Origin of the sequence: Lentilactobacillus sp. SPB1-3 (assembly GCF_026913205.2) — a bacterium.
Classification (GTDB): Bacteria; Bacillota; Bacilli; order Lactobacillales; family Lactobacillaceae; genus Lentilactobacillus; species Lentilactobacillus terminaliae.
The window spans coordinates 121167-141665 of record NZ_CP168151.1 but is presented as its reverse complement, the minus strand read 5'-3'; the positions used below and the strand labels follow the sequence as shown (position 1 = coordinate 141665).

Here is a 20499-nt window from a genome sequence, read left to right as displayed (position 1 = left end):
TTCTACATGAGGGAGATATAAATGCTTAGTTACTTTGCAATGATTACACTGGTTAAATTATCAGGTTTATTAATTCCATTAATCTGGTTTTTAATTATTGCCGATCGTCGTGGTCGGACAATTAGTTTAACGTTAGTGATTCTTCTATTTATCGTTAGTTTCATTAATACCTACTTCAATTTACCGGACCTCGCCTATCCTTCCTTAATAGATGGTTGGTTAAGCTGGTTAATTGGTGGACTTATTCTAGTAATGGTTCTTAAAAGGATGTTTTACTCCGATAAGCCAAGCAGAGAAAGCAACGGTGACGGATTCTTTGCTCAAATCGTTAATCGAACAACCGAATCATTTGGATGGGCCGGTCGAATCGTCCTTGCAATCGCTAGTGCCATTCTGATTTTTATTGTTCTAACAGGAATCTCTAGCTTAGTCACTCAAATGAACCCTTCACCATCTGTAAGCTCCATCAAAACAGATTTAAACAACGATGCCAGTAACGCACCCATGCCAGTAATTAAGGGTGGTGATGACACACCAGTCGTTAACGCACCGCAAACCATTTCTACCGACATGAATAACTCACTAAATAGTTTTAAGAACTCAAACGTATATGATTTAAATCACATGCGAGTACAAATGTATCGCAACAAGATGGTATATGTTGCACCTGTTGAATTCTCTGGTGGTTTCTGGCGTTATATCCACTACCAACAAGTTCCTGGTTATTTCATGACCAACGCTACTGATAAAAACGCTGATCCAAAGTTCGTCAAAAAGCCAATGAAGTATACTCCTAGTGCCTACTTCAATAGTGACGCAGATCGCAGAATCAGCGCCCATTCATTAGGATACTCAATGGTTGGTAGCACTTCTCAATTAGAGGTTGATGATAAGGGAACACCATATTACGTGCGAACATTAGCAAAACCAATCTCATACATTAACCGCAATTATGATTACAAACACTTTAAAGTTGCTGTTTTAAACACAATTACTGGTAAAGTGGACGTTTACTCACCAAACAAGGTGCCAAAGTTCATCGACATCTCTGTCTCTCCTGATTGGGTCGCCAAAGAAGTTTCAATGTTTGGTAAGTATCGTAAAGGTTTCTGGAACGCAACTAGTTTTGGTGGCCACAGTGATGTTATGAAACCAACTAAAGCTGGTACTGAAGGCGGTAAGACACTTACCCCTTATGCATATAAAGGACGCGTATACTACTTCACAGGAATGACTAGTATCAACTCTCATCAAAGTTCTATCCTTGGATATACTTTCGTTGATGCGCGAACCAATACCCTGCATTACTACAAGGAACATGGTAACGTCATGACTCCTGAACGGGCCATTTCATACGCTGAACAAGATATCAATCCACAAAATTACAAGGGTACTTTACCACTGCTATACAAAATCGGTGGCAAACCAACTTGGGTTGTTTCCATGTTAGACCGCGAAAATAATTCATTTATGAAATTCGTCTACCTACTGGCTGACGGCAATAACCAGTCTGGAACTTACGCAGTTGGTGATGACGCTCAAAGTACTCTTGATTTATTTAACCAACGAGTGGGTGCTAAAGTTAGCCCTGCAACGCAAGGTAAGTCTTCAGCAAAGACAGTCACAGGAAATATTTATCGCATTATCAGAACTAATGATAACCAAACCTTATTTATCCTAAAGGGCGACCCACAAGTCTATAAAATTGATCCAAAAGATAGTGACTTTAACCCATTATTCTCATTTATTTCAACCGGCGACAAAGTTACTTTCAAGGCCACTTCAATCAGTGGTAGCAATGAATTGTCAACTGCCAAAGTTAATTTAACGACATTTAAAGATTCTGCGCTCAAACAAAAATAAGTTAGTATTATAAAAAACGGAAACCATTAAACAAATGGTTTCCGTTTTTTATTTTGGTTGCGGGTCAGCATATAGTGAACCCTTAAGTTTAATTTTAGTCCGTTCTAATCCTTGAGCCCAGATGTTAAGAGCTCCTGCACATAACATGATAATCAGTGCGACCAACATAATATTATGCAAACCAGTGTGTAAAATCGTCTGCATTTGAGGTATCAAATACCTAGGCAATTTCTTAGCAGTCGAAACGTTAGATAATTGGTTCATCATCTTCATAGTAATCGTTCCACCTGAATTTTTAACACCCGCTCGCAAAGCGTTATTTAGGATAATTCCAAAAATTGATGCCGTAAACGACTGACTCAACATTCGGACTAAGAAACTAAATGACGTTGCTGCAGGCACGTCTTTAGCAATAGCATCCTGCTGAACCTTAACTTGAAGTTCGTTAAAGCAAGCGCCATTACCAAATCCTTCAAAAGCACCAGCCAGTAACAATAACCAATATGGAGCATGGATGCCACAAAAGACCATCAGCATAAAACAAATGATCAATGTGATTAATCCTAGACCAACCACCTGTTGAGGAGTGATATACCTTCTCAATGGTGCAACAGCACCTGATCCAATAAAATCAGTTACCGATCCTGGAATCTGGGTCATCCCTCCAATAAGGGCTGAAGTTCCTAATAACCCTTGAGCCCACATTGGACTATAAATTAGAAAACCAATAAATGAACCCCAAACTAGTGCAAATGTTATAAAGTCGATTACTAATGATCGATTCTTAAATAATCGATTTGGGATTATGGGATCTTCAACTCGGTTTTCTACTCGGAGCATGATTGCCAGCAACCCAATAGATAGAACAATCAATCCGCCAATCATTAGATAATTGACGTCACCGATCAACTCAATGGCTAGTAATAAGCAAAATAACCCGGCAGTCATTAATACTGCTCCCAGATAATCCACCTTGGTATTTTTCTCAGCTAATTGACTGGCATGATAATAGTACTGAATAATCACTATCGAAATAATTGCAATTGGAACACTTATATAAAAAATCCAATGCCAGTTAAATACATCAACAATATAACCACCAACCAGTGGTCCTAAAATGGTCGCCATACTGTAACTGGCAGACACAAATCCTAATACCTGCATTCTCTTTCTAGGGTTCTCATATAATCTGGAATAGATAATGTATGGAACGGAAACCATCCCACCATTTCCAATCCCCATGAAAGTTCTAGCAATAATCAACATCCACATATTACTTGAAAAACCAGAGAAAAAAGATCCAAGCGCAAATATCGTTACTGACAGTTGATAACAACGCTTATTACCTATATATTCTCCAAGTTTACTCCATAATGGAGTGCTAATTGCCGTTCCTAAAAGGAAAACAGAAACTACCCAACCAATCAATTCAATTCCATGTAAATCTGAAACAATTGCTGGCAAAGCAGTATTGATTATCGTATTATCCAATCCACTCATTGCATTTGACAGCAACAAGGCACAAGTCACGATAATAACTTGTCGCTTTGTCATAACGCCACTTCTTTCTTAAAATAATCGTATTATTATAATGGTACAACAGATTAGGGTATATAAAAAAGAGCTAATTTATAAATTAGCTCTTTCGTAACAATTAGAAGCGCATTGTGTATCCCCTTAATTGGAAAATTAATTAAGATAGTACAAATAATCAAACAAGACTTAGAAATTATCCATAAACCCCTGTATACTTCTTGGTACTGAAACACATTATGCAACTATTACATACTCTGGGGAGATGCAAAAATGAAATTTTCTAAATTAATTATGTTAGCCACCGTGGCTATTTCAGTTGGTACCGCAGCAACCGAAGTACATGCAGCCAAAAGAACCATTGCTAATTCCAACTCACAGACTTTAACGTTTAAACAGATTACTGGCAATAATCTGCATCGACTAGGAACGATTCGACAACTGACCAGAAGCCAAATCGCGACTGATCACAAACTAACTGGTAAGCAAGTTCAATATCTTATGCAATTGCCACTACCACATCGGCTGACTGCTAAGAATTTTACTTTAGACTCACAGTCACTAACCATGCATTTAACCAAAAATAAATTACATGTCAGCATAGCAAAAATTCCTTTATCTAAGTTAACTGGAATCATTTTAAACCGCTACATGCCTAGTAACTTACGATACAAGAAGCCAACCGCCACTAAGCAAAAAGTAGTCGCTTTGACATTTGATGATGGTCCTGATCCCCTATTAACGCCCAAATTGTTGAAGGTCCTCAAAAAGAATAATGTACCAGCGACCTTCTTCGAAGTCGGTAGTAGTGTCATCAAATATCCGCAAATTTCGAGAATGGTCATTCAATCAGGAAATCAAATCGGTAACCATTCTTGGAATCATCCACAATTCACTAAGATTGGTAAGGCACGCGCAATGCATCAAATCTCCACCACAGACGCTGCAATTTATAAGGCAACTGGAACACTGCCAGCCTTTGTAAGACCTCCGTATGGCGCAATTAATGAATCAATCGGTGCATCTTTTGATCGTCCAACGATCCAATGGGATGTCGATTCACTAGATTGGTCTTACTTGAATACACCAAAGACAATAAAACATGTGTTAACCACAACTCATAACGGCTCGGTAATATTGATGCATGATATCCATCCAACATCAGTAGCGGCTGTTCCATCGATCATTCATGTCCTTAAAAAGCGTGGTTATAAATTTGTTACGCTAGAACAATTAATGCAAAAACCATTACTTTCAAACTATCAGTATTTTGGCAGAAATGATTATCGAAATTTATAAGATTTTAAATTGAAAATTTCAAACAAAAAAGGCCACATCTATTAAAGATGTGGCCTTTTTTAACTTGGTTATTAGATTAGATAAATGCAGTAACTGCTGCAGCGGCAACAATTGCTACTAAACCAATAGAGATAACTAACCATTCTTTACCGGTCTTATGAGTTTTCATAACGATAATACCGGAAACTGTGGCACCAACGATCGATACCTGTGAAAGAACGAATCCTGTAGCTAATCCAAGCATAGCTGGTTGAGCTGATACTAAGTATCCTAATGCAGCCATTGCAAAGAAGAAACCAGAGAAAATTTGTTTGTAAGTGATAGGTTGAACGAAAATATTATTATGATTCTTAATTACTTCGTAAATACCGAGTAGTAATCCAAATGTTGCCATACCAATTGCTTGTGGTAAGAACATGTGTAATCCATCAGTATTGTGAGTATATTGTGGGAAGATTCCATAAAGAGAATAACCAATTTGAGCAATTAGTAAAACACCAACAGCTTTAATTAATAATTCTCTGTTACCAGCAGTCTTCTTTTCTTGGTAAGTGGTTAAGTAAGCACCAATCAAGATAATAATAACTGCAGCAAAACCGATAACTTTAGAACGGGTCGAACCCCAGTTACCTAACATTACTACTCCCCATACAACGTTAGATGTAATTTGAAAAGCAGTTGAGATAGGCATAGCTTTGGCTGAACCTAATGCATTACCATCAGCATCTTTCATACCAAAAGCAACGATGGTCAAAACATTACCAAATGCCCAAGCGGCACCTGAGAAGAATGCCAACCAGAAATTAGAACCTGTTAAAAGTTCATAATGATTAATTAATGCAAGTACAATAGCAACGATCAATGTGCCCCAAGTGGCACCAAAAATTCCTTGAACAGGTTTTCCACCAAATTTAGAAACTAATGTTGGATAAGTACTCCAGCCAACCACGGCTAGCATCGCGAAAAGTAAGCCTACAATATTCATTTACTAATACCCTCTTATTTAATTGCTTCGCCAACAAAATCAACGTTTGATTCAAGTACGATATTTGAGAATGGTGTGATTTCACCAGTACGAACAGTTGCAATATTATTGTCATCACGACTCATTGCTTTTAACTCATCATGTGAAGTCCAAACAATTTCAACGTCATCATCTAATAAGCTCTTGATAGCAGCTAATTGATCTGGGTTTTCTGTTTGAATTTCTTTAGCCAAGTATACTTTTTGAACTTTCATTTCTGACAATGTTGCTTTTAATACATCAATAAATAGCGGTAGACCACGCACTACTGATAAATCAATCTTGCGTCCATCGTCTTTAATAGGTAATCCTGAATCACCAATAGTTAACCATTGAGTATGGCCAATTTCAGAAATTGCATTTGATAATTTTGTATTTAATAGATTAGTTTTACGCATAACGATTAGTCCTCTTTTTTGATGTTTTTATTTGTTGTCTTCTAAAACTTTTAATACTTCTTCTTCAACAGGAATACTTGGTTGAGCACCGGCTCTTTGAACAGTAAGTGATGAAGCAGCAGCACCGTAACGCATTGCTTCTGGTAAGTTATCTAATTCAGGGTTCAAACGTGTAGACATCGCACCGATAAATGTATCACCAGCAGCAGTAGTATCAACAGCTTTAACTTTGAATGAAGGAACAATTCCTTCTGAACCATCTTTTCTCATGTAGAAGGCACCTTCAGAACCAACAGTGATGATAACAGTGTCAATTCCGCGTTCAAAGTAGTAAGAAGCGTTATCGATCATTGAGTGTTCATCTGTAACTTCGATTCCTGTAAGGATGAATGTTTCATGTTCATTAGGAGCAATTACATCAGTTAGGTTTAATAATTCTGCAGGTAGTCCACCATCTTCTGGCATTGGTGCAGGATTTAAAATAGTTTTTACGCCATTTTCATGAGCAATTTTAAATGCTTCAATAACAGTTTCAACTGATGTTTCTAATTGAGCAATTACAAAATCAGATTCTTTGATTGCATCTGTATGTTCACGAACATCAGCAGCAGTCATGTCAGCGTTAGCTCCACCATAGATATAAATGATGTTATCGCCAGTTTCTTCTGAAACTGTGATATATGCTTGACCTGTTTCTTCAGTTTCTGAATACATAACATGTTCAGTACTTAGGTTAGCAACATTCATGTTTTTGGCAGTATCGAATTCCTTACCAACTTTAGTGATCATGTTTGTTTTAACAGCTGAACGAGCAACGGCAACACCTTGGTTTAAACCTTTACCACCCATTGCTTCAACTTGGTGATTAGGAGTGTGAAGAGTTTCACCACTAACACCAAAACGTGGTACTGATACTACTTTATCAATGTTTGTTGATCCTAAAACTGTAACTATCTTAGCCATAAAAATATCATCCTTTTCATTAATGTAAGTAAAGTAATCTTTGAAATAATTAGTAGTATACAATGATTTTTTTGATGTGTAAACGTTTTATTAAAAAGATTTACTAAAAGGCTTTATCCACCCTCTTCGAAATCGCTTACATTGACGGCTTTTGATCGATTTTTATATTTTTTTGAAAATTTTTTTCGTGGGTTATTTTGAGACATATAACGATATTTTTTAAGTAATAAAATATTTTCCATCAAATGAGTCCGTTTGAATAATAAAATTACATTGCTCAACTATTTTCAAACGTGCCTCTGCGTTTACTTTCAACCATGTAAATGAATAGCTTCTTTATTATGTCTGTCTTAAGTAGGATTATTATCTTGTATGATAATTTAATGAAGGAGGATTGAAGATATTGCTTATTATTTATATTCTAGGATTTATTAGCTCATCCTATTTTGCTTTCTTTTTAAAGGCCAGCTTGTTTTTGAAGGTAATGTTATGGATATTCGCCATGGTTTCCACAACCTTTTCAATTTACTTCTTTTCCCACAAACAGATTGAAGATTCATTACGCTCAAAAAATCCACGAGCATATCAGCGCTCACTGAACAATTCAATTTTTATAGACATCCTGGGATTCGGATTGCTCATGTTCTCAATTGAGCCTATCAACTTAAATATCTTTCTGATTATCGTGTGGTATATTTCATTCGTCATTAGTTTCATGGGAATTTTTTTGGTAATCCTTTTGTTTTTATATTGGATACTAAATAAAATCAACCCAAATACCGAAGCACAGTGACGATCTTCGCTAAAACGCAAAAAAAGACTTGAACCTGGATTTACCAGGATCAAGTCTTTTTATCTTAGATTTAATTATCTATTTATATGGCAAAATTACATCTGAAGGTTTAACTTCCTTACCAAAGTATGGTTTTAGTTGGGAATTGTAATCCTTCAAGAAGAACTTTTCATTGTTAAGTTTTGTGATTTCTTTATTGGTCCAATCTAACAATGACTTATTACCCTTCTTAACTGCAGGAGCAATATATGACTTAGGACCAATACTCTTAATTCCTACAGTGTACTTAGGATTGTCTTTTGACCAAGCATACAAGTATGAATTATCATCAGCTAATGCTGCTGCACGGTTATTCTTCAAAGCATTAAATTGTTGAGTCTTAGAATCAAATCTCATTAACTGAACTGACTTTTGGCTTTGAGTAAAGTAGTTCTCAGCAGTCGTTCCCTTAGTAACGATCAAGTTCTTACCCTTAAGTTGGTTAACATTAGTAATTTTTTTATTCTTTGGTGAAACGACACCAACGGAAACTTTCATATATGGTTTAGCAAAATCGATAACCTGTTTCCGTTCTGGTGTAACAGTAAAGTTTGCAAGAACTAAATCAACTTTATTGGCATTCAAAGCGTCTACACGGTTGTTAGCATTAACTTGAACAAATTTAATCTTAACACCCAAGTCTTTGGCAACTTTGCGGGCTAAGGTAACGTCGTATCCAACGCGTTGGCCATTTTTGTTGACCCAACCATAAGGTGGCAAATCACCAAAGACAGCGACTCGAATAGTACCATTTTTCTTAATTTGTTGAACGGAACTTGGATTAGCACTATTGCTATTTGAATTTTTACTTGCACCGCAACCTGCTAGCACCAAACCTAATAACGCTAATGAACCAACTAGTAATGCAATTCGCTTGAATAACTTATTCTTCATTGTAAATCTCCTCCTTTATTAATTAAAAATCCATACTATCAAGAAACTGTTTTGCCCGATCCGTTGTTGGATTTGAGAAAAATTGGTCAGATGGCGTCTGTTCCAAAATCTTACCATTTTCTAAAAAGACTACTCGATCAGCAATCTGTTTAGCAAAATTCATTTCATGAGTAACCACAATCATTGTCATATGATCAGTTTTCGCCAAATCAACAATGATATCTAGAACTCCACGAACCATCTCTGGATCTAGCGAGGCTGTCACTTCATCAAACAACATAAACTCTGGATGTAATGCCAAAGCACGCACAATTGCGACCCGCTGCTTTTGACCACCGGATAATTGTCTAGGATATGAATCAGCATATTCATCCAGGCCGACCACTTTCAACAGTCTATGAGCCTCGTCAGTCACTTCTTTAGAATCTCTTTTTTGTACCTTCACTGGGCCCAACGTTATGTTAGCCAGCACAGTTAAGTTTGGGAATAAATCATAACTTTGAAACACCATACCAATTTTTTGACGAAGTTGTTGTAAGTTCTTCTCATTAGGAATAATTTTTTCGCCCTGAAAATAAATACTCCCTGATTGATAATCTTCTAGACCGTTAATAGTTCTGATCAGCGTACTCTTTCCAGAACCTGATGGCCCCAGCAAAGTAACTACTTCTCCCTTATCAACCTGAAAGTTAATATCATGGAGAACGTGTTTCTTACCGTATGACTTATTTAAATTTTCAACTTTTAAAATTGTTTCAGCCATTATTTCTCTCCAATCTTTGCTTTTCTAATCGTTTTGACCACCAAGATAATGGATAATCAATTAGGAAATATAGTATGAAAATCAATCCATATACCCAGAATACTCCGGTTGGATAACTCTGATTATTCGCTTCGATAACTTGTTGACCGACATTGATAACATCCATTACTGAAATCAGCATTAACAAGGACGTCGTTTTAATAACTCGTGTCGCTAAGTTAATAGTAGCGGGGATCTCCAATGAAACAGCCTGTGGGATCAATACGTATCTATACAATTGATAACGATTTAACCCAATGGCTTTACCAGATTCCTGTTGGTGTTTGGGCACGGAAATCAAAGAGCCACGAACGATATCACTCATTTCAGCTGCAACCCACAAACCAAACACTAACGTAGCTAATTCGTTAGCCGGCATGTTGAGGTTAAATTGACGTGGAATGATGTAATAGAATAAGAACAGTAATACCACTGTCGGAATAATTCTGAAAAATTCCAAGTATAATCGTAATATGAATCGTAATATCTTACTATTTAAGGTTCTTAGTACTCCAAGAATCGTTCCCAAGATCACACCACCGACTAACGCGCCAGCTGCGATTTTAATCGTGATCCAAAGTCCTCCAAGTAACCTAATGAAGTTATCACCTTCAAATAACACATTAATTCCCGAATGAGCCATAACGCACCCTCTTTTCCAGATAAGTTAACCCTAAGGATAAAGGAACTAAAATAATTGCATATGCGACAACTAAAACAAACAAATACTCATTTGAACGATAGTACATTCCAATCAAATCCAAAGCCGTATTCGTTAATTCCGGGATGGCAATAACAGTAAAAATCGATGTTTCTTTAATCAAGAAAATTATGTTAGCTGCCATCGCTGGAACACTTAATGAAAATCCTTGGGGAAAGACAACGAATCTAGCAAGTTGCCACTGACTTAATCCAATAGCTTTACCTGATTCAATTTGATTTTTAGGAACTCCTACGAATCCCCCGGTAAAACCTTCAGCCATGTAACTTCCTCCTAGAAAAATCAGTCCGATAATTCCAGATAACTCCGCTCCCAATTTGATTCCAATAACTGGAAAAGCATAGTACAAGAAGAATAGTTGAATCAAAAGCGGCGTGTTTCTTGAAATTTCAACGTAAATACTACCGATTTGGTGCAAAACAGGGACCTTAAAGTATTGAATCAAACTAACGACTACACCAACAATGATTGAGCCCACGACCCCAACGAAAGAAAGCCACAGTGTTAATTCAAATCCTTTAGCGAACATTGGCAAACTCTGTTGTATAACTGTCCAGCTCATAAAGCGTTCATCTCCCTCAAAATAGATTTGTTAGATGGCAAATAAAAAAGTCCCTGCAAAAGTTTGCAGGGACGATATTATCGCGGTTCCACCCATTTTCGCACAAAAAGCGTGCCTCAAAAAAGTACCAAATTAAAATTTAACGAACTCCAAGCGCACTTTCGATGAATTTTTGTCCGTATTCTCACTGGCAACGGTCTCTGATATCCAAAAATTCATTTACTCTTCTCTTCATCGTTCAACAAAAAACTCTAATTGTTATCTAACAATTGATTTCTAATTTACTGGCAACTAATCAAAAAGTCAAATGTTTTTATCAAATTATTTTGAAATACCATCCACATCGAATCCTTGACTAACAATGTTTTCTAACAAATCTGCTCTTAGTTTCCGATTCCTTGAAAGTTCAGACACAATGTGATTACTAAAGTTTTCTTGACGACTATTAGTACTTCTGCTGGCATAGTATTTTGCCATTTGGTCGTCGTAAATCGGTAACCAGTTTCCGATTTGATCATCCAGTTGGTAACCATTTGTAAAGTGTTGTAAAGTTTCTGGCATTCGTGGCTTAATTTCCGGAATCGTCTCTGGATAACCGACAGCGATTCCTAATAATGGAAAAGTTAACTTAGGAAGATCAAGTAGTCCAATCATCTTATTAGAGTCATTTAATATACTCCCCATGATTGTGGCACCCATTCCCATACTTTCAGCTGCTAACACTAAATTCTCAGTAGCAATTCCAGCATCAAAAACACTAGCTAATAATTTATCGGCAGTTTTAAGAATATAAGGGTCTGCCCCTGCTCGCTCCGCAATCTTAAGGTTACGATACTGGTCTGCAACCATGACAAAATAATGGCCACTGCTCAACATCCAGTGGGTGTTACCCGTTATTTTATCAATTTCTTTCAGCTTTTCCTGATCAGTCACACTAATGATGGAATACTGTTGAGAAAAAGTTGAAGTGGAAGCCTTTTTTGCCGCCGTAACTAATGTCTTCACTTCTTCGTCAGACAGTGACTGATGCTTAAAGTTACGAATACTTCTATGATTATTGATTAAGTCGAGAATTGAATTTTCCATATAGATACCTCGTGCTATAATTATTAGTCGGATTTTATCGCGGTGCTAAAAATCTGTTTGAATTATCACGAAAAATGTTTATAATAAAAGTTACTAGATAAGAATAATTATAAACTGGGTGGTAATTATGAAGCAGAAAAAAACTTTAGCACAAAAAATTAACGTCATGCGGGCGGCTGTAATGGGCGCCAATGATGGCATTTTATCAGTTGCCGGAATCGTCATCGGTGTTGCTGGAGCTACAACGAACAACTTTGCTATCTTCATTTCTGGTATATCAGGAATGCTTGCAGGTACAGTATCAATGGCCATGGGAGAATGGGTCTCCGTTAATACTCAAAAGGATTCCCAAAAGAATGCCATCAATCATCAAAAGATTGCGATTGAAGAAAATTATAACGAAGAATTCGATTTCGTGTCTAATAAACTTCAGTCATCAGGTATTGCACCTGAACTTGCCAATCAAGCCACAAAAGAAATGATGGCTAAAGATCCGCTTCAGACAACCGTTCGCCAACGATATGGATTTAATGCGAATGAATTTACTAATCCCTTATCAGCTGCGTTAGCTTCTATGATTTCATTTCCTCTAGGTTCCATTTTACCACTTGTTGCAATTACTCAATTTGCGCCTAATATTAGAATTTTGGCAACTGGTATTTCAGTTATCATCGCTTTATCTATCACCGGATTTTCTGCCGCTAAACTTGGTAATTCTAATAAAAGCCGTGGTGTAATTCGAAATGTAGTATCAGGAATTTTAACTATGATCGTTACATTTGCTATTGGACGATTAATCGGTAATTTATAGGAGGAGAAAATGGAAATCTCAAAAAGAAAACCAAAAGAACATCAACAAACTCTTGAAGAAAGACTAAACACATTACGTGCTGGAGTGTTGGGTTCTAATGATGGTATCTTAACCGTCGTTGGTGTCCTATTCAGTGTGGCGGTTGCTACAACTAACCAATTCACTATTTTTATTGCTGGTCTATCAGATTTATTGGCCTGTGCCTTTTCAATGGCCTCAGGTGAGTATGCTTCTGTTAGTACTCAAAAAGATACTGAAAAATCTGTGGTTGCAATGGAAACAGAATTACTCAAGACAGATTTTGCTGGAGAATTAAAAATCGTTACTGATTATTATGTTGGCCAAGGTGTTTCACAAGAAACATCACAAAAAATCGCCGAAGATTTGATGTCAAAAAAGCCTCTTGAAACCATCGTCGACATCAAGCACGGTATCCAACTGGGACATTACATGAACCCTTGGGACGCAGCATTCTCATCACTATTCTCAGCAGCTGCTGGTGGTTTATTCCCTCTTTTAGCTATGACATTGGTACCTGGTGTTATGCAGTGGCCAGCAACTATCTTAGCAGTCTGTGTGTCGGTTGCGATTACCGGATTTTTAAGTGCCAAACTTGGTAATGGTCTCGTAAAGACCGCCATGATCAGAAACGTAATCGTCGGGATCATCACAATGATTATTCACTATTCTATTGGATTATTGCTATAATTAACCTTTTTAATATTGATGAATACAATCTGCTTCATGATCGTTTAGATGTCAATCTATCGGTTATGAAGCTTTTTTATTATTCGATTATTACTGATCATAATGAACCGGCTTAGGTTTCTAGTCAAAATATTGTATAATATTAATCAACGAATTTATTTAACAGGTGGTGGAAACTTTGAGCTCAAGTATGCAGGAATATTGGACAATGAAACAAATCGCTGATGGCCTTGGAGTTAACAAAATGCGGGTCTATCGGACTGTGAAGAATAACAACATCCCCTACGCCCGCAAACAAGGCCAAACGTTGTGCTTTAACGCTACGGCAAAAGCCACCATTGAAAGTTTAATTACTCCTGACAAAAGCAAGGTCACGAAACTCAGCCTATCTGTACTTAAATCACTAAATGAAGAAATTGCTAGTCAGCAAGAACAAATTGAAAGACTAACTAAGCTTTTAGATCAATCACAAAAGCTACAATTACTTGCTCAACAGCAACGTGTTGCCGCAGAAAAAGCAGCTTCACAAATGAAAACTGAACTTAAGCAGGTCGACGCACAAGAGTTTGATTCAAACTCAAATCACGGTAATAACGTAGGCTCTAACTAAGCGGTTTATTAATTGAATCTTTAATCTGGCGGTGTTAATATTACTGAGAATTATTAAACTTTTTTAACCAGATATTAATCCAAGTCACTACTTTTACCGGAGGTTACCTATGCGTCCTAGAATTGCTTTACCCGCAGATACTCTTACTGAAGCTACTAACATCATTAATGAGAGAAACGCCGCCTTTGCACCCCGTCCTGCTATTGAAGCAATCGTCAAATCTGGTGGCGTCCCTGTAATTTTTCCAAGTGTCGATCCTGAAGACGTTCGCGATTACTTAACGTTATTTGATGGCGTGTGTTTTTTAGGTGGATCTGACGTTGACCCAACATTTTATGGCGAAGAACCGTTTTACAAGTTGGGAACGACCTATCGTAAACGAGACTTATTTGAAATAGAACTATTAAAACAATCTGTTACTGCTGGCAAGGCCATCTTTGGAATTTGTCGCGGAATGCAACTAATCAATGTTGGTCTTGGTGGAACTCTATTCCAGGATTTATCACAAGATTTGCACTCTACACTTAAACATAGTCAGGCTGCTCCAGGAAATATGCCTTCTCACCACATCACGGTCGAACAAGATTCTCGATTACACGACATCATTGGTGAACGACCATACATTAATTCGCGTCACCACCAAGCAATTAAAGATGTCGCCCCTTACCTAAAGATAACTGCTAAGGCAGATGATCAAGTGATCGAAGCAATCGAGTCAGTTAACAATGACCAGATATTGGGAGTTCAATGGCATCCTGAAAACATTTATAAACACTATGATGATTCAAAGCACCTCTTTGAAGATTTCGTTCGAAGAGCTCAAGTTGTTGCTGAAAGAAAGTTGAATAGTTAGTAAAAAATCGTTAGTTATTAAATCAACTAACGATTTTTATTAGCGAGAATTTCTACTATAAGAAAGAAGATAATATCTATGCCTAACAAACCAGCAGTGGATAATTTTGATGAATACTTAGCCGTCTCCCAAGAAGGTGCTCGACCTTTACTAGTCGCCTTGAGGGAACAAATTCTTAATGAAACCACTAATGTAGAAGAAAAGATATCTTGGTCCCAACCATTCTTCATATTACCTGACAAAAAGCTCAGTACATCAGCTTACAAAGACCATGTCAGTCTGCAAACTTCTTTAGACTTAACAGATGAAATAATTGATACAGCCAACGATGCAGGATATACAACAGGACAAAAACGGTTGAACATAAAGTTTGACCAACCTGTACCTTCAAAAATCATCCACGAAATAATCAAGCAATCTGTGAATCCTTAAACAAATCTTGATAACAATCACGAGACTATTACAGTTTTTAAAATTTCGTTATCTCTAATTTACTTAACAGCAACATTTAGCTATTAAACTGGGGTTTATGTTACTCTTTCAGTGAGATGAAATTATTTTCATAGGGAGATGCAGAATTGTGAACCATAAATCATTAATTAAAGTTGGGGTATCCTTTGCCACATTGGCAGGATTTGCCCTATTCTCAAACCAAGCTAAAGCTTCAATGTCCCCATCAAGCTCTCAACCAACTACTGACATGGCTGACCTTTCGAGTTATCAATCAGCGTTATCTGCCAGTGATTACCAAAATTTGGCCAATAATGGTGTCAAGGCCGTAACAATTAAAGCTACTGAAGGAACTGGCTACATCAATCCTTACCTAGGTCAACAAGTAAAATATGCCCAACAAGCGGGATTAAGTATCAACTTCTACCACTTTGTCCATTTTACTTCCAAATCGGCAGCGGTCGCTGAGGCCCAAAACTTCATCAATGCGGTTCAAAAAGTAACTACTAGTAAAAACGTAGTTATGGTGGCTGACTTCGAATCCTCAGAACTTGGATCATTATCAAAATCAGCAAATGATGCTAATTTAGCTGCTTTTGACCAAACTTTGAATCAGGCTGGTTACAGCAAGACTGACCTTTACACAATGTCTAGCTGGTTGGGAGTTAAGATCGACACTAATTCTCAAAACAAAGGTTGGATCGCTAATTGGCCTTACAGTCCAACTGGTAACAAGTACCCCAACGCAAACGCATGGCAATGGGCAAGTGACTATCGCTTTCCAGGCTCAAAAGTTGATTTAGATGTTAGTAAATTAACTAATGACTATTATCTTGGATCAGTTAGTGACTCAACTAGTTCATCAAATAACGATAGCAACAGTAACAGTAACAGTAACAGTAACAGTAACAGTAACAACGGCAATGATGGCACAGCTGTTATTGTTCCTGGTCCATCAGAACCAACCAATCAATATTCAAGTTCTAGATCACAATCAGTTAAACTAGTATGGCGAACATCTATGAAACGTCACGCTTTCTATACTACAAAAGGTGCCCGTTATTCAAAACATCTGGGAACTCGATACGATTACAACAAGAACTTGCCAAATGTAACTTGGTACACTGATGCTCACGAAAAGTTGTACAAGAAGAACACTGGTAATTACGCCATTTATTACCATGTAAGAAGTAACGATAATGCTCATGGCGGTTGGATTTGGAGAGGCTACTTAACCAGTGGCGTTAACCCTAACCAAAAATAATCTTTAAGTTAACCAAAACCAGAACGCGAGTTGCGTTCTGGTTTTTTATATGGATATTTAATTGCGTTCTGTAAAAGTTGCTCGTTGCTTATCAAATGCGGGTCTTAACCAGTGATAACCTAGTCCTAAAACTGCCCCGACCACAGCCGGAACTACCCAATCCATCCCCAAATTAGCGAATGGTAACACATGGTGTTGGAAATTAGTTAGCATTTGGCCGAAACCACTCTGACTAACTACTGGCGGAAAGGCACCCACCATATCAAATAACGCAGGAACGGTAGTAAAGCCCACAACCAGTGCATAAACCACCGGATCTCTACCGAATAATGGTGAAGTGACCGATAATAAGATCAATACCATCGCAAATGGGTATAAAAACATTAGCATTGGTGTTGACCAGGCAATGATCGTGTCTAATCCAAAATTGGCAGTTAAGAACGAAGCAGCACACATCATTCCTAGCCAAGTCCGATAGCTAACTCTTGGGAAATGTTTATGGAAATCTTGTGCGAATGCGGCAACTAATCCAACCGCTGTAGTTAAACATGTGACGGTCAGTAAGGTTGCTAACAAAGCATGGCCAAATCCACCAAGATAATACGAGACCATTTGATTAAATGCCACACCACCATCAGCCGAAACTTTGAAGTGTGCTAAGGTAGTGGATCCTAACCAAACTAAAACTACATAAATAAAACCAATTGCTGCAGTTGCGAAAACGCCAGCTTTCGCAGTAACTTTAGCATTTTCACTTGGCTTAGTTTTCCCTAATTGTTTAACAGCAGTGACGACGGTCACTCCAAATGCTAATCCAGCCAATGCATCCATCGTATTGTAACCTTCAAGAAATCCATTGAAGAATGACTGATATTGATAAGCTGCTGTTACTGATTGTTTGGCTGCTTGGCCCATAGGACTTAAAAATCCAAGTGCGAAAATACTAAATAATAGTAATAAAAATACTGGATTCAAAATTTTTCCTACACTTACCATCACGTTAGATTCTTTAAATGACACCCAAAATGCAGCGCCAAAAAATAGTGCTGAAAAGACAAGCAAACCTACTTGATCAAATGACAGGGGCAAAAGTGGTTGAATGCCAACGCTAAATGGAACTGTAGCTGTTCTGGGTGTTCCAAAAAGTGGTCCAATAGTGGCGTGAATCAAAATCATGAATGTCAACGCAAACACTGGTCCAAGTGGCTTACCAATGTCATAGACTCCTTGAGAACGGGTTACACTGATTGCTAATACCGATAATAATGGCAGTAAAACTGCAGTGATCAAAAATCCTGCTGTAGCAGTCATCCAGTGAGCACCTGCTAATTGGCCCAAATGAATTGGGAAGATTAAATTACCTGCTCCAAAGAATAATCCAAATAACATTGAACTGATGACAAAATATTGTTGCTTAGTTAGCGGTTTATTGTTTAAGTCCTGTGTATTTTCCATTTCCATACTCCTTTATAAAAACTAACTTTCGACCAATCATTTCTAATCTGACTAATGTCGATCTGGGATTCCATATCACCATCTCCAATTTCATATGTATTTGAAACAAAAAAAGCACCCTTAATCCACTTGGACTAAGGGTGCTTTTACCTGCACGGTACCACCTTATCTTCATGACACTATCACTAGTGCCACCTCTCGCGTACGGCCACTTTGGGCGATACGCCAGCACTATAATGGGTGCCACCAATGCACGTTACTTTTTGTTTCGGTGCATCGCTCGAAAGAGATATTCCAACAAACTCACTGCGCTTCCTCTCACCTATCGAAGCTCGCTTTACAGTGTTGATTCGTCGTACTAAACTTTCTCATCGCGTTTGCTTAATGATTGTCATTCATGTTAAATGCATTAATAAGAATTGTCAACATTAAATTCACATTTATTTTTAATATTTCGGTTTGACTCGCTTAGGGGCTATAATTAAAGCGGATACAAAATAAAATAAGGGAAGTGCATTTTATGTCAAAAGTATTAATTGCCGGTAGAATTCCAGAACCCGCTTTAAACATTTTGAAAGATGCTAATTTAACAGTAACTGTTTTTGATGATCGACAAAGTCTAATCACTAAATCAGACCTAATTGATTTAATCTCTGATAAGGACTTCTTGATTACGCCACTTTCTACTCAAGTAGATGCAGAAGTCATTGATGCTGCGCCAAATCTCAAATTAATTGCGAACTATGGTGCTGGATTTAATAACATTGATATAGAATACGCCCGAAAGAAAGGGATTCCCGTTACAAATACACCCAAAGTATCAACAGTCTCAACCGCGGAAGTAACCTGTGGATTGATTATCAGTTTAGCTCACAGAATCGTTGAAGGCGACCAACTCATGCGAAGCACTGGATTTACTGGTTGGGCACCATTATTCTTCCTAGGGACTGAACTTAAGGATAAGACTTTGGGAATCATTGGTTTAGGACAAATTGGTCAGGCCGTGGCCAAACGAATGCACGCTTTTGATATGAAAATTATTTATACGCAACGTCATCAATTAGACCCTGCAACTGAAAAAGAATTGGGAGCAGAATTTGTTTCCCAAGATGAACTGATTAAACGAGCCGATGTAATTTCGATTCATAGACCAGCCACTCCAGACTCAGTTCACATGATTGATGAGGAACAATTCAAACAGATGAAATCTTCAGCAATGTTTATTAATGCCGCTCGTGGCCCACTCATCAATGAAAAGGCACTATTGCAAGCATTAAAAGACCACGAGATTGCCGGAGCTGCTTTGGATGTATATGAACATGAACCAGAAGTAGACGATGTTTTTAAAGAACTTAAAAACGTTATCCTTACACCTCACATTGGTAACGCCACAACTGAAGCACGGAATGCCATGGCGGAAATTGTCGCATCTAATACAGTTAAAGTAGCTTCGGGACAAGCTCCTGATTACATTGTTAATCCCGCTAAATAGATTTAAAAAAAGGAAACCATAACGATTTGTTATGGTTTCCTTTTTGTGATTTTTTGTATCTAATGCCTCAAAATAGGAAAAGAAGATGTCATTTGATTTTTTTAACGAAGAAACGTAACCCTAATTGAATAACTACCATCACAACGAATATAATTACCAATACAACAAAAGAAATCATTCTTGTTGAAAATGTCTGGACCATCCCAGCACCATCAACTTTTCTAGTAAAAATGATTATGGATAATACACTAAATATTATCAACCAAAAAACGTTGATCAACCACCATACGCGTAACTTCATATTTTTATGAATACTCCTTTATTTGGTAGTGGTGCGTACTGACCAATTGCCATAGCAAGACCATTCCTGCCATAAATGTAGTTGTTTGAAACTCAAAAGCATTCAAAATGCTAGCATCAAATGTACAGATGATAAACACCGCCAAACTGATAAAAATAATTCCTAGATGAATATGAACATTTTCAATGTAAGTGAATACATATAATCCAACACTTAATAGAATTAAACAATCAATTGTTATTAGGTCTCTTGATGTGGAGGCAATTTCCAATCGGCTAACGATCAACATAACAAATATCAAAATCGAATAGAGTTTATTTTGAAGCGGTCCTATTTGGTTAACTTTATCATGTTTTTTTTGGTTCACTAATTCATCCATAGAAACGTCATACAACTTTGCCAGCTGATTAATCAATGTTATGTCTGGTAAATGTCTGCCTGTTTCCCAGTTAGAAACTGCCTGACGAGAGACATGTAATTTATCCGCCACCATTTCTTGTGTCAGACCTGCTTCATTTCTTTTTTGTTTCAAAGCAATTGATATGTCATTTACAGTCATTTCACACCCCACCACGAAA

General features: G+C 37.4%; 21 protein-coding genes and 1 other annotated feature. Of the genes, 9 read left to right on the top strand and 12 right to left on the bottom strand.

Annotated elements, in window-relative coordinates; genetic code table 11:
• Positions 1–21 precede the first annotated feature (21 nt).
• A complete protein-coding gene (locus O0236_RS00685) occupies positions 22–1863 on the top strand; it encodes a hypothetical protein (RefSeq protein WP_268912261.1) in 1842 nt (613 codons plus the stop codon).
• A gap of 48 nt (positions 1864–1911) precedes the next feature.
• Here O0236_RS00685 and O0236_RS00680 read toward each other — a convergent pair whose 3' ends face one another.
• Positions 1912–3417: an MFS transporter gene (locus tag O0236_RS00680; protein WP_268912260.1), complete on the bottom strand. Its 1506-nt coding sequence runs from the start codon at positions 3415–3417 to the stop codon at positions 1912–1914.
• A 252-nt stretch (positions 3418–3669) separates the two neighbouring features.
• Here O0236_RS00680 and O0236_RS00675 point away from each other — a divergent pair, with 252 nt between their 5' ends.
• On the top strand, positions 3670–4695 hold the full coding sequence (locus tag O0236_RS00675) for a polysaccharide deacetylase family protein (protein ID WP_268912259.1): 1026 nt from the start codon (positions 3670–3672) through the stop codon (positions 4693–4695).
• A gap of 76 nt (positions 4696–4771) precedes the next feature.
• Here the strand turns inward: O0236_RS00675 and O0236_RS00670 are convergent, their stop codons facing one another.
• The 8 genes from O0236_RS00670 to O0236_RS00635 form a co-directional block, all read right to left on the bottom strand.
• A complete protein-coding gene (locus tag O0236_RS00670; protein WP_268912258.1) occupies positions 4772–5680 on the bottom strand; it encodes a GRP family sugar transporter in 909 nt (302 codons plus the stop codon).
• Between the two features lie 14 nt (positions 5681–5694).
• A complete protein-coding gene (gene rbsD, locus O0236_RS00665; RefSeq protein ID WP_268912257.1) occupies positions 5695–6117 on the bottom strand; it encodes a D-ribose pyranase in 423 nt (140 codons plus the stop codon).
• A gap of 27 nt (positions 6118–6144) precedes the next feature.
• Complete coding sequence (gene rbsK / locus O0236_RS00660) at positions 6145–7080, bottom strand: ribokinase (RefSeq protein ID WP_268912256.1); 936 nt, start codon at positions 7078–7080, stop codon at positions 6145–6147.
• A gap of 871 nt (positions 7081–7951) precedes the next feature.
• Complete coding sequence (locus O0236_RS00655; protein ID WP_268912255.1) at positions 7952–8806, bottom strand: transporter substrate-binding domain-containing protein; 855 nt, start codon at positions 8804–8806, stop codon at positions 7952–7954.
• Positions 8807–8828: 22 nt separating this feature from the next.
• Positions 8829–9569, bottom strand: coding sequence for an amino acid ABC transporter ATP-binding protein (locus O0236_RS00650; RefSeq protein ID WP_329608894.1), 741 nt, complete (start codon positions 9567–9569; stop codon positions 8829–8831).
• A complete protein-coding gene (locus O0236_RS00645) occupies positions 9562–10251 on the bottom strand; it encodes an amino acid ABC transporter permease (RefSeq protein ID WP_268912254.1) in 690 nt (229 codons plus the stop codon). Before O0236_RS00645 ends, O0236_RS00650 begins: the two co-directional genes overlap by 8 nt.
• Positions 10232–10891, bottom strand: coding sequence for an amino acid ABC transporter permease (locus O0236_RS00640; RefSeq protein ID WP_268912253.1), 660 nt, complete (start codon positions 10889–10891; stop codon positions 10232–10234). Before O0236_RS00640 ends, O0236_RS00645 begins: the two co-directional genes overlap by 20 nt.
• A 321-nt stretch (positions 10892–11212) precedes the next feature.
• Complete coding sequence (locus tag O0236_RS00635; protein ID WP_268912252.1) at positions 11213–11977, bottom strand: NADPH-dependent oxidoreductase; 765 nt, start codon at positions 11975–11977, stop codon at positions 11213–11215.
• A 127-nt stretch (positions 11978–12104) separates the two neighbouring features.
• Here O0236_RS00635 and O0236_RS00630 point away from each other — a divergent pair, with 127 nt between their 5' ends.
• The 6 genes from O0236_RS00630 to O0236_RS00605 all read left to right on the top strand — a co-directional run bounded on the left by O0236_RS00630 (position 12105) and on the right by O0236_RS00605 (position 16673).
• On the top strand, positions 12105–12788 hold the full coding sequence (locus tag O0236_RS00630; protein ID WP_268912251.1) for a VIT family protein: 684 nt from the start codon (positions 12105–12107) through the stop codon (positions 12786–12788).
• 9 nt (positions 12789–12797) lie between these two features.
• The gene (locus tag O0236_RS00625; RefSeq protein WP_268912250.1) at positions 12798–13496 is read left to right on the top strand and encodes a VIT family protein; all 699 of its coding nucleotides are present in this window, start codon (positions 12798–12800) and stop codon (positions 13494–13496) included.
• A gap of 178 nt (positions 13497–13674) precedes the next feature.
• On the top strand, positions 13675–14106 hold the full coding sequence (locus O0236_RS00620; protein ID WP_268912249.1) for a helix-turn-helix transcriptional regulator: 432 nt from the start codon (positions 13675–13677) through the stop codon (positions 14104–14106).
• Positions 14107–14215: 109 nt separating this feature from the next.
• Entirely contained in the window at positions 14216–14959 is a 744-nt protein-coding gene (locus tag O0236_RS00615; RefSeq protein ID WP_268912248.1) for a gamma-glutamyl-gamma-aminobutyrate hydrolase family protein, read from the top strand.
• A gap of 78 nt (positions 14960–15037) precedes the next feature.
• Positions 15038–15391 (top strand): DUF1801 domain-containing protein, encoded by a 354-nt coding sequence (locus O0236_RS00610; RefSeq protein ID WP_268912247.1) that lies wholly within the window; start codon positions 15038–15040, stop codon positions 15389–15391.
• Between the two features lie 148 nt (positions 15392–15539).
• Entirely contained in the window at positions 15540–16673 is a 1134-nt protein-coding gene (locus O0236_RS00605) for a GH25 family lysozyme (RefSeq protein WP_372791442.1), read from the top strand.
• A 57-nt stretch (positions 16674–16730) separates the two neighbouring features.
• Here O0236_RS00605 and brnQ read toward each other — a convergent pair whose 3' ends face one another.
• The gene (brnQ, locus tag O0236_RS00600) at positions 16731–18128 is read right to left on the bottom strand and encodes a branched-chain amino acid transport system II carrier protein (RefSeq protein ID WP_268912246.1); all 1398 of its coding nucleotides are present in this window, start codon (positions 18126–18128) and stop codon (positions 16731–16733) included.
• 133 nt (positions 18129–18261) lie between these two features.
• Positions 18262–18509 (bottom strand) — a binding site (T-box leader).
• A gap of 139 nt (positions 18510–18648) precedes the next feature.
• Here brnQ and O0236_RS00595 point away from each other — a divergent pair.
• Positions 18649–19620 carry a 2-hydroxyacid dehydrogenase family protein gene (locus tag O0236_RS00595; RefSeq protein ID WP_268912245.1) on the top strand — a complete coding sequence of 324 codons (972 nt, stop codon included), beginning with the start codon at positions 18649–18651 and terminating at the stop codon, positions 19618–19620.
• Between the two features lie 88 nt (positions 19621–19708).
• Here the strand turns inward: O0236_RS00595 and O0236_RS00590 are convergent, their stop codons facing one another.
• Both O0236_RS00590 and O0236_RS00585 read right to left on the bottom strand, forming a co-directional pair.
• Positions 19709–19921, bottom strand: a complete 213-nt coding sequence (locus O0236_RS00590; protein WP_268912244.1) for a DUF3923 family protein — start codon at positions 19919–19921, stop codon at positions 19709–19711.
• A gap of 4 nt (positions 19922–19925) precedes the next feature.
• Complete coding sequence (locus O0236_RS00585; protein WP_268912243.1) at positions 19926–20480, bottom strand: helix-turn-helix domain-containing protein; 555 nt, start codon at positions 20478–20480, stop codon at positions 19926–19928.
• Positions 20481–20499 lie beyond the last annotated feature (19 nt).

Bases quoted from the DNA above. Each gene is read 5' to 3' on its own strand.
- O0236_RS00685 (WP_268912261.1), top strand. From the start codon at position 22: ATGCTTAGTTACTTTGCAATGATTACACTGGTTAAATTATCAGGTTTA.
- O0236_RS00680 (WP_268912260.1), bottom strand. From the start codon at position 3,417: ATGACAAAGCGACAAGTTATTATCGTGACTTGTGCCTTGTTGCTGTCA.
- O0236_RS00675 (WP_268912259.1), top strand. From the start codon at position 3,670: ATGAAATTTTCTAAATTAATTATGTTAGCCACCGTGGCTATTTCAGTT.
- O0236_RS00670 (WP_268912258.1), bottom strand. From the start codon at position 5,680: ATGAATATTGTAGGCTTACTTTTCGCGATGCTAGCCGTGGTTGGCTGG.
- rbsD (WP_268912257.1), bottom strand. From the start codon at position 6,117: ATGCGTAAAACTAATCTATTAAATACAAAATTATCAAATGCAATTTCT.
- rbsK (WP_268912256.1), bottom strand. From the start codon at position 7,080: ATGGCTAAGATAGTTACAGTTTTAGGATCAACAAACATTGATAAAGTA.
- O0236_RS00655 (WP_268912255.1), bottom strand. From the start codon at position 8,806: ATGAAGAATAAGTTATTCAAGCGAATTGCATTACTAGTTGGTTCATTA.
- O0236_RS00650 (WP_329608894.1), bottom strand. From the start codon at position 9,569: ATGGCTGAAACAATTTTAAAAGTTGAAAATTTAAATAAGTCATACGGT.
- O0236_RS00645 (WP_268912254.1), bottom strand. From the start codon at position 10,251: ATGGCTCATTCGGGAATTAATGTGTTATTTGAAGGTGATAACTTCATT.
- O0236_RS00640 (WP_268912253.1), bottom strand. From the start codon at position 10,891: ATGAGCTGGACAGTTATACAACAGAGTTTGCCAATGTTCGCTAAAGGA.
- O0236_RS00635 (WP_268912252.1), bottom strand. From the start codon at position 11,977: ATGGAAAATTCAATTCTCGACTTAATCAATAATCATAGAAGTATTCGT.
- O0236_RS00630 (WP_268912251.1), top strand. From the start codon at position 12,105: ATGAAGCAGAAAAAAACTTTAGCACAAAAAATTAACGTCATGCGGGCG.
- O0236_RS00625 (WP_268912250.1), top strand. From the start codon at position 12,798: ATGGAAATCTCAAAAAGAAAACCAAAAGAACATCAACAAACTCTTGAA.
- O0236_RS00615 (WP_268912248.1), top strand. From the start codon at position 14,216: ATGCGTCCTAGAATTGCTTTACCCGCAGATACTCTTACTGAAGCTACT.
- O0236_RS00610 (WP_268912247.1), top strand. From the start codon at position 15,038: ATGCCTAACAAACCAGCAGTGGATAATTTTGATGAATACTTAGCCGTC.
- brnQ (WP_268912246.1), bottom strand. From the start codon at position 18,128: ATGGAAAATACACAGGACTTAAACAATAAACCGCTAACTAAGCAACAA.
- O0236_RS00595 (WP_268912245.1), top strand. From the start codon at position 18,649: ATGTCAAAAGTATTAATTGCCGGTAGAATTCCAGAACCCGCTTTAAAC.
- O0236_RS00590 (WP_268912244.1), bottom strand. From the start codon at position 19,921: ATGAAGTTACGCGTATGGTGGTTGATCAACGTTTTTTGGTTGATAATA.
- O0236_RS00585 (WP_268912243.1), bottom strand. From the start codon at position 20,480: ATGACTGTAAATGACATATCAATTGCTTTGAAACAAAAAAGAAATGAA.